This window comes from Nocardia sp. NPDC058497 (genome assembly GCF_042720195.1).
In the GTDB taxonomy this organism is placed as follows: domain Bacteria; phylum Actinomycetota; class Actinomycetes; order Mycobacteriales; family Mycobacteriaceae; genus Nocardia.
In genome coordinates this window covers 1-7,516 of the sequence record NZ_JBHXMY010000283.1, presented here as the reverse complement: position 1 = coordinate 7,516, position 7,516 = coordinate 1, and the positions used below count along the sequence as shown (strand labels likewise).

Sequence of the window (7,516 nt, the reverse complement as noted above, 5' to 3'; positions counted from 1 at the left end):
GACTGCGTCGGCCTGCCCCTCCCCGGGGTCGGGGCGTGCGGGGCTGGGAGTGCGGGCGGTGCAGCTCAACCGAACGGCGGCGGGGCGGCGGGCTCGAAACGCAGCACCCGGTTGCCGATCATCACCTCGGTGCCCGGGATCAGCACCATCGGCTGGTTGGGCGTGAGCCGGACCCAGTCGCGGTAGCCGGGCAGACGGGAGCGGGTGCCGTTGGTCGACCCGCGATCGATGAGCTGGACATCCCAATTCACCAGGTGCACTTCGGCATGCGCCCGCGACATGCCGCCGGAGGTGTCGTCCACGCGCAGCGGGATGAGCCCGCGCTGGGCGGCCTCGGAGTTCTCCGGGTCGCGGCCGATCACCGCGTCGGCGGCCAGCAGGTAGGTCATGCCGTCGTCGAGGACGAGCATGCCCAGCGGCGGGCGTACCACTTCGGCGAGGGCCTGGGTCTGGTCGACCGGCATGCCACACACCGTGCAGAACGCCGACCGCGGATCGCTGGGATGCGCACGCGCGCACTTGAATCCCATCACCTTGACCGTGAGCACCGTCGATCGCGCGGTCGCCTCCAGGCGTCGCTGCAGGTCCGGGTCGGGTTCGGGCGCGGGGTTGGTGCCGGCGAGCCGGGTCTCGGCATTGTGTGGATCGACGGGCGGCGCCACCGAATACGGGTCGACCGCCGCATGCGCCGGTCCGGTCGCGCTGGTCGCCGCGTCCATCATCGAGGTCGCGGGCTGCATACCGGTGGCGGGCGATTCGGCGGGACGCGAATCCGCTTGCGCGGGAGGCGGTTCCCGATCGATACGGGCGGTGGGCGGCGGTGGCCTGCGTGTCTCGCCCGCAGGCTCGGCCGTGCGGACCCGCGACCGCACACCGTTGGACCACACGACAGCCCCACTGGCCTGCGCGATCCCCTCGACCAGCCACCCAACGCCGCGTTCCGGCGGCAGGTCGGGGATGCGGCCCTTGGCGTCGTCGACGAACAGCGCGACCGCCTTGGCCGGCTCGGAGGCCACCCGGTCGACGGTGAACGCGGCGTCGCTGCCCCGGTAGTACTCGGTGGTGCCGTCACCGGCGAGCACCGCGGTGACCGCGCCGTGCAGGAAGATCGCCACCCCGCCGTTGGCGGCGGCCGAGAGCACCCCGAAATCGATCGGCGTGCCCGGCGAGATCTGTTCGGCGTACTTCATGAGCCAGCGGGTCGCCTCCCGCGCGACCACCGCACCGGGACCGGCGGGTTCGTCCTCAGCGGCGGCGCGCACCAGCTCGGCCAGCGATTCCAGTGCGACCGCCGCGGTGTCGTCGGGGGTGAGCCTGCCGTGCCCGCGATGGGCCACCACGATCACCGCGCCCGCGACGCGCGCGACCGCATGACTTCCGAGCACAACTTCGACCTGCCGATCCCTCACAGGTATCGGCCTCCACCGGAACCGCGCAGCAGGGTCGTCGCCATGTACTCCAGACTATGACAAACCCGCCCACTTAGGTCCTCCTGGGCGGCGTTCCTCCGGTAACTTCACAGGTACTGCGGGAGGAACATCAAGGGGCACTGATGATCTATTCGACCAAGATCCGGATCGCGTCCGCACTCTGTTGCGCCACGATGGCCGCCGCGCTCACCGGTTGCGCGGTCACCGGCACACCGGTTGCCGCCGAACCCGATGTGCGCGGCCTGGAAACGGGCACCTACGCCATCGACCGGCACAGCTACGACGACACCGCGGGCAGCAAGGGCGCGCTCGTCGAGGGAACCCGGATGTCGGCGGCCGTGGTTTCCGCCGTGCGGATCGACCCGTCGCTGTCGTACGGCCGCGGCGGCACCGTCGTCTCCGATGTGGAGCGGGCGCTCGACTTCGTCGCCAATGTCTCCAAACCCGTTCTGGAGAACCGCAAATTCGTGACGGGTTACGCCGCGCTGGGCTCCGACATAGCCGATCCGGATGGTCAGAAGCGTCCCGCGTCCGACGCGACCGCGGTCACCACCGCGGTCTTCCGGTTCCCCGACGCCGCCTCTGCCACGCTCGCCGCCCGGGAACTCGAGGACGTCGACCTGGCGGTCTCCCCCGACAACCGCAAGCTCACCTCCACGAAATACCCGGAGGCCTACGTACATTGGCGCCCGAACGTGCCGACGATCGGTGCGTTCCTGGCGCACAAGGAGTTCGTGATCTCGCTGTTCATCCAGCGACCGCGCGCCGACTCCACCGACCTCACCTCCTGGGTCGACAAGACCCTCGCCGCCGCCCTGACCCAGCTCGGCACCTTCACCCCCACCCCCTTCGACAAGCTCGACGATCTCCCGATCGACCCGGAACGCCTGCTCGCCAGGGCCGTCGTCAAGGACCGCGCCGGCCTTGACCCCGACCAGCATTCGTTCGCCGTCTACAGCCCCGCCCACCTGGTGAACAACGCCGACGACCAGACCGCCCGCCAGCGCCTCGTCGACTCCACCGGCGCCGAGAACATCGCGCTCGTAGACGGCGGCTCCGTCACCCGCGTCCGCGATTTCGCCGCCGCGCAGGCCCTGATGAACGGCCTCATCGACACCGCGGGCCACTACGACACCCTCCCAGCCCCTGCCGATATCCCCGGCGCCAAATGCCTGCAACTCAACAATCAGGGCGACGCCGAAGAGGAATACAAATACCGCTGCTATGTGCCGTACAAGCGCTATCTGGGCATCGTGAGCTCCGACCAGGAGCCCGACGTGCGCCAGAAGATCTCCGCCCAATACGCCCTGCTCGCGAACAGTTTTTGACTCGACTCGCCCGTCCCGGAACTGATTCGGTGACGTAGTATCGCGCCGAATGACGTTTCCGGGGAGGGATAATCGCGTTGCGAGTCACCAGAGGAGTCTGTGCCGCATTGGCGGCCGCGCTGCTGACGACTGTCGTCGCAGCCTGCGGAACAGGCGATGACAACCCGACGGCTACCGACCTTCCGGTCGACCTCGCGACCCTGGACGTCGGTGGCTATGCGACCCAACCGCGCGAGGTCGGGGTGGTCGCGAACATGGATCAGGCGCGATTCGTCGAAGCCCAGCGGCTCGGCGATGTCGTCCCGGCCCCCTTCGACATCGATTCGCGCTTCGTCAATCCCAGCCCGTTCATGGCCTCGGTGTTCATCGATCCCGAGGCGTCACTGGGCAAGATCATGGCGGTCGACCGGTTCGCCGAGATCGCACCCGACTTCATCGGCGGATTCGTGAGCTCCGCACAGACAGAGCCCGACAACATGGGCATGGACATGGTCAATGCCATCATGATCTTCCCCGACGCCCAGCAGGCCACCGCCGCCGCGACCGCGCTGGAACAGCTCGACTTCGGCTACGCGCCGAACAATCAGCCGATCGAGATCCCCGGTTACCCTGCGGCGAAAGCACATTGGCAGCCCGACCAGCAGTCCATCGGTTCCTGGTACGCCACCGGCCATCTCGTCATCTACACCTGGTTCTTCGACTATCTGAAGATCTGGCTGAACAAGGTCGACAAACAGGTGCTGCTCGACCTGGTCCGCAAGAGCCTCGACACCATCGTGCCCTCGGTCGCGAAGTTCACCCCGACCCCCACCGGTCAGTTGATGACGCTGCAGCGCGACCGCGAGGGCATGCTCGGCCGCACGGCGTCTCGCCCACGCGAGGATTCGTGGATCGAACCGCCGGGTGTGTACGCGGGCCACACCTCCATCCACTTCTCCTCGGGTCCGGTGGAACGGAAGGCGATGATCGAGGACAACGGCGTCGACCTGTACACCAACGATGGCGCCGACGTGTACCGCGCCCGCGACATCGCGGGTGCCCAGGCGGTCCGCGACACCCTCGGCGGCCTGACCCGCAAGTTCACCACCGTCGAGTCGCCGAAGAACCTGCCGAGCGCCCGCTGCAAGGAGTACATCGGCAAGGAAAGACTGGCGATCCGCTTCTACTGCGCGGTCTCGTACGACCGCTACGCCGCCTATGTCTGGTCCCACCAGCTCCTCGACGTCCAACAGCGCATCGCCGCCCAATACGCGTTGCTGGTGAACGCCGCATGACCAAGCGCACCGCGACCATTCTGTTCGCCGCCCTGCTGACAACCGTCCTGACGGCCTGCGGTTCCACCGTGCCGGGCACCGGACTACCCGGCGAGATCGACGTCCGCACCCTCGATGTCGGCTCGTATCCCACCGAACCGCCCAATGCCCACGACGACGATCCCGTGCCCGCCTTCTACTACATGTACAAGATCGCGGCGATGCGGATCGCCGACTACACGATCAGCGCCAACGACATCGACCCGCGGATGATCTACGGCAACCGGGCCGGCTTCCACAAACCCGGTTTGATGCCCGGCGAACTCGGCGACCCCATCGCGATGTCGGCCATCGCGAAGCAGCACAACCTCCTCTACGGCTTCCAGTCGAGCGGAGCGATGAAGGACACCACCGTCACCGCCAGCCTCGGCTGGCCGACCAAGAACGACAGCAACCCGCTCACCGCCACCACGATGGTCTTCCAGTTCCCCGATGCCGACCGGGCGACCGCGGCGGCCAAGGAGTTCCACGACACCGACATGGCCGCCCAGGAGGGTCGCAACCAGCCGGTGACGTTATCGAAATATCCTGCGGCCCTGTCACATTGGCGCCAAGATTCACCATTCCTGCGCACCATGCTCCCGCACGGGCCCTATGTGATCGCCTTTTTGCTCTCGGTGGCGACCCCGGACCTGCCCGCACTCACCACTCTCGCCGAGACCGCCTACACCAAGCAGATCGAGGCGCTGGCCAAGACCACGCCGCTGACCGACGAACAGATCATGAAGCTGCCCTGGGATCCTGAGCACATCCTGATGCGCACCCTCAACCCGGATCAGACCACACGCCCCGAGGCCGACACCTTTCAGCTGACCGGCAAGCAGGGCGCTCTGCACTCTTCCGGCGGTCCCCTTCCCGACGACCGCAAGTACCTCGACCAGCAGCTCACGAAGATGAACGCCCAGCAGGTGGCCCTGTCCTGGGGCGCGATCGGCATCCGCACCGCCGACGCCGAGTCGGCGCGCCGAGCGGTCACCGAGAAGCTCTTCCCCTGGCCGACCATCGCCGACGTCGCACCCCCACCCAACCTTCCCGATTCCGCCTGCGTGGAGAACAAGCCGCTCACCGCGAAGAAGCGCTTCAGCTGCGTAGTCGCCTACCACCAGTACGTCGGAATAGTCACCAGTGGACAGCTTCTCGACGCCCAGCAACAGGCCGCGGCCCAGTACGCCGTCTTCGCCAACAGCCGTTGACGTGATGCGCAGCAACGAATCAGGAGATTGTGACAAATGGCGATGAGCCCGGGCACCATCGTCGGTGGCTACCGAATCATCCGCAAGATCGGCGCAGGCGGCATGGGCTCGGTCTATCTGGCCGATCACCCGAGCCTGCCGCGCACCGACGCGCTCAAGATCCTCAGCGCCGAGCTCAGCCGTGACCCCGAGTTCCGTGCCAGGTTCGAGCGCGAAGCCAACCTCGCGGCCGGCCTCGACCATCCGAATATCGTCTCGGTCTACAACCGCGGCGAAGAGCACGGCCAGCTGTGGATCGCGATGCAGTACGTCGAAGGCACCGACGCCGCAGCCGAACTCGCGCGCGACCCGCACGCGATGACCCCGCTGCGCGCGCTGCGCATCACCACCGAGGTCGGCAAGGGCCTCGACTTCGCTCATCACCGCGGCCTCCTGCACCGCGACGTCAAACCGGCGAACTTCCTCCTGTCGGAAACCTACGGCGACGACGAACGCGTACTGCTCACCGATTTCGGCGTGGCGAAGTCAACCGACGACGCCTCCGAGCTCACCCAGACCGGCAGTTTCCTCGCGACCATCGCCTACGCACCCCCGGAGCAACTCTCGGGCGGCCGCCTCGACCACCGCGCCGACATCTACAGCCTGGCCTGCGCGTTCTACAAGCTCCTCACCAACCAGAACCCTTACCCCGCAACACAACCGGCCATGGTGATGATGGGTCACCTGCACGAGCCGCCACCGCGCCCGACCACCGTGCGCCCCGGTTTGCCGCCCGCCATCGACTACGTCATCGCCCGCGCGATGGCGAAGAATCCGAACGAGCGTTTCGCCACCTGCCGCGAATTCACCGACGCGGTCGCCGCCGCGCTCGTCCCCGGATCCAATCCCACCGGCAACCACACGTCACCGACCTACCCGATCCAGACACCGACGCAGTGGTCGAGTTCGGCCCACACAGAATCGTTCACCGCCCAGGGCCCGGCGAGCGCGCCGAAGAGTTCGACAAGCAAGCTCGCGCTCTCGCTCGGCGCGCTGGCCGCCGTCGTGGCCGTCGCCGCCGGTATCGGAATCTGGGCCTCCAGCGGCGGCTCGCCCGCCTCAGCTCCGGCCCCGACCACGACCACCCAGGCAACCGGCAGCCCGATCGAACAGGCCCGAGCAGCCAACCCCGCCTTCGCGGGCAAAACGGTCCTGATGGTCGACGTGGACGCCGACAACAAGATCGCCACCTACCTCGGCGGCACCCTCCCGACCAAGTTCCTCGAAGACCTAGGCCTCATCTACAACTTCAACTACACCAAAACCGGCGAAGAACCATCCCCCCGCCCGGTCACCACGTCCTCCGAACGCCTCAACGCCGCCGAAGACACCTACATCCTCGCCGTCCGCAGCGACGCAAAAGCCGGCGGCGGCGGCCTCCTCGGCCTCCCCTTCCAAATCACCGGATCCCGAGCGACCGTGATCCCCATCGACGACCCGATCACCGTCACCGCCATCCGGACCTGGACATCGAACTCCGAACAAACCCTGCTCGCCAGGCTGGTCCCAATCCTGCAGAGCCGAATCAAGTAACCGACCGGCTTGCCTGCTGAGGCTCGGTCAGGGAGTGCAGTGCCAGAGCGCATCAATGGGAAGCGCCCTGAGCCGGTCACCGAACGGCAGCGAATGCTGACCCGTATACAAAACCTACCCGGCGACAAAGCGCTCACCGAGCCGATCGGCGAGGTGATGCAAGCCGGCGAAATCGCGTCGTTGCAGCGTCGAGGCGGCTTTGACCTCGATGCCGATAACCCGCCCGTCGGCCGCTTCGAGGACAGCATCGACTTCTACTTTGTCCTTGTTCCGGTAGTGCCACAGCGTAACTCGTTCGGCGTTCCAGGTCAGCTGTCGAGCCAGCTCCATCAGCACGAAGTTCTCCAGCACAGTTCCAGCCGCCCCACCTGGGTCTGCCAGACGGCTTACGCTCTGCCCCAGCAGATGACCGAGAACTCCGGTGTCGACGAACGCCAGCTTGGGTGTGCCGACAGCGCGGTAGGCAGGTCCGCCGGACCACGCGGGAATCGACTTGATCAGAAAGACTGCTTCGAGCAGCCCCAGATACCGGGCCACAGTCGTACGGTGGATTTCCAGATCCCCCGCGAGCGTCCCCGCGACCAGCAGGCCCCCCGCGCGGACCGCGAGTAGCTGGAGTAGTGTTGGCCACAGGGTGGGGGCGGGCTAGGGCCCCTCTAGAAAGACCTCGCGGTTTTTGA

6 protein-coding genes are annotated in these 7,516 nt (G+C 67.0%); 4 read left to right on the top strand and 2 right to left on the bottom strand.

What is annotated here, in order from left to right; genetic code table 11:
* Positions 1 to 65: 65 nt before the first annotated feature.
* Positions 66 to 1,409, bottom strand: coding sequence for an FHA domain-containing protein (locus ACFWPJ_RS19220; protein WP_378853131.1), 1,344 nt, complete (start codon positions 1,407 to 1,409; stop codon positions 66 to 68).
* A gap of 143 nt (positions 1,410 to 1,552) precedes the next feature.
* On the opposite strand from ACFWPJ_RS19220, the gene ACFWPJ_RS19215 reads away from it, so the two are divergent.
* The 4 genes from ACFWPJ_RS19215 to ACFWPJ_RS19200 all read left to right on the top strand — a co-directional run bounded on the left by ACFWPJ_RS19215 (position 1,553) and on the right by ACFWPJ_RS19200 (position 6,836).
* Positions 1,553 to 2,758, top strand: coding sequence for a hypothetical protein (locus tag ACFWPJ_RS19215; RefSeq protein WP_378853129.1), 1,206 nt, complete (start codon positions 1,553 to 1,555; stop codon positions 2,756 to 2,758).
* Between the two features lie 77 nt (positions 2,759 to 2,835).
* Entirely contained in the window at positions 2,836 to 4,032 is a 1,197-nt protein-coding gene (locus tag ACFWPJ_RS19210) for a hypothetical protein (protein ID WP_378853127.1), read from the top strand.
* Entirely contained in the window at positions 4,029 to 5,264 is a 1,236-nt protein-coding gene (locus tag ACFWPJ_RS19205) for a hypothetical protein (RefSeq protein WP_378853125.1), read from the top strand. The genes ACFWPJ_RS19210 and ACFWPJ_RS19205 overlap by 4 nt, the downstream gene beginning before the upstream one ends.
* Positions 5,265 to 5,300: 36 nt before the next feature.
* Positions 5,301 to 6,836: a serine/threonine-protein kinase gene (locus ACFWPJ_RS19200; protein ID WP_378853123.1), complete on the top strand. Its 1,536-nt coding sequence runs from the start codon at positions 5,301 to 5,303 to the stop codon at positions 6,834 to 6,836.
* A gap of 114 nt (positions 6,837 to 6,950) precedes the next feature.
* On the opposite strand, the gene ACFWPJ_RS19195 is transcribed toward ACFWPJ_RS19200, so the two are convergent.
* Positions 6,951 to 7,469 carry a DUF4143 domain-containing protein gene (locus ACFWPJ_RS19195; protein WP_378853133.1) on the bottom strand — a complete coding sequence of 173 codons (519 nt, stop codon included), beginning with the start codon at positions 7,467 to 7,469 and terminating at the stop codon, positions 6,951 to 6,953.
* Positions 7,470 to 7,516 lie beyond the last annotated feature (47 nt).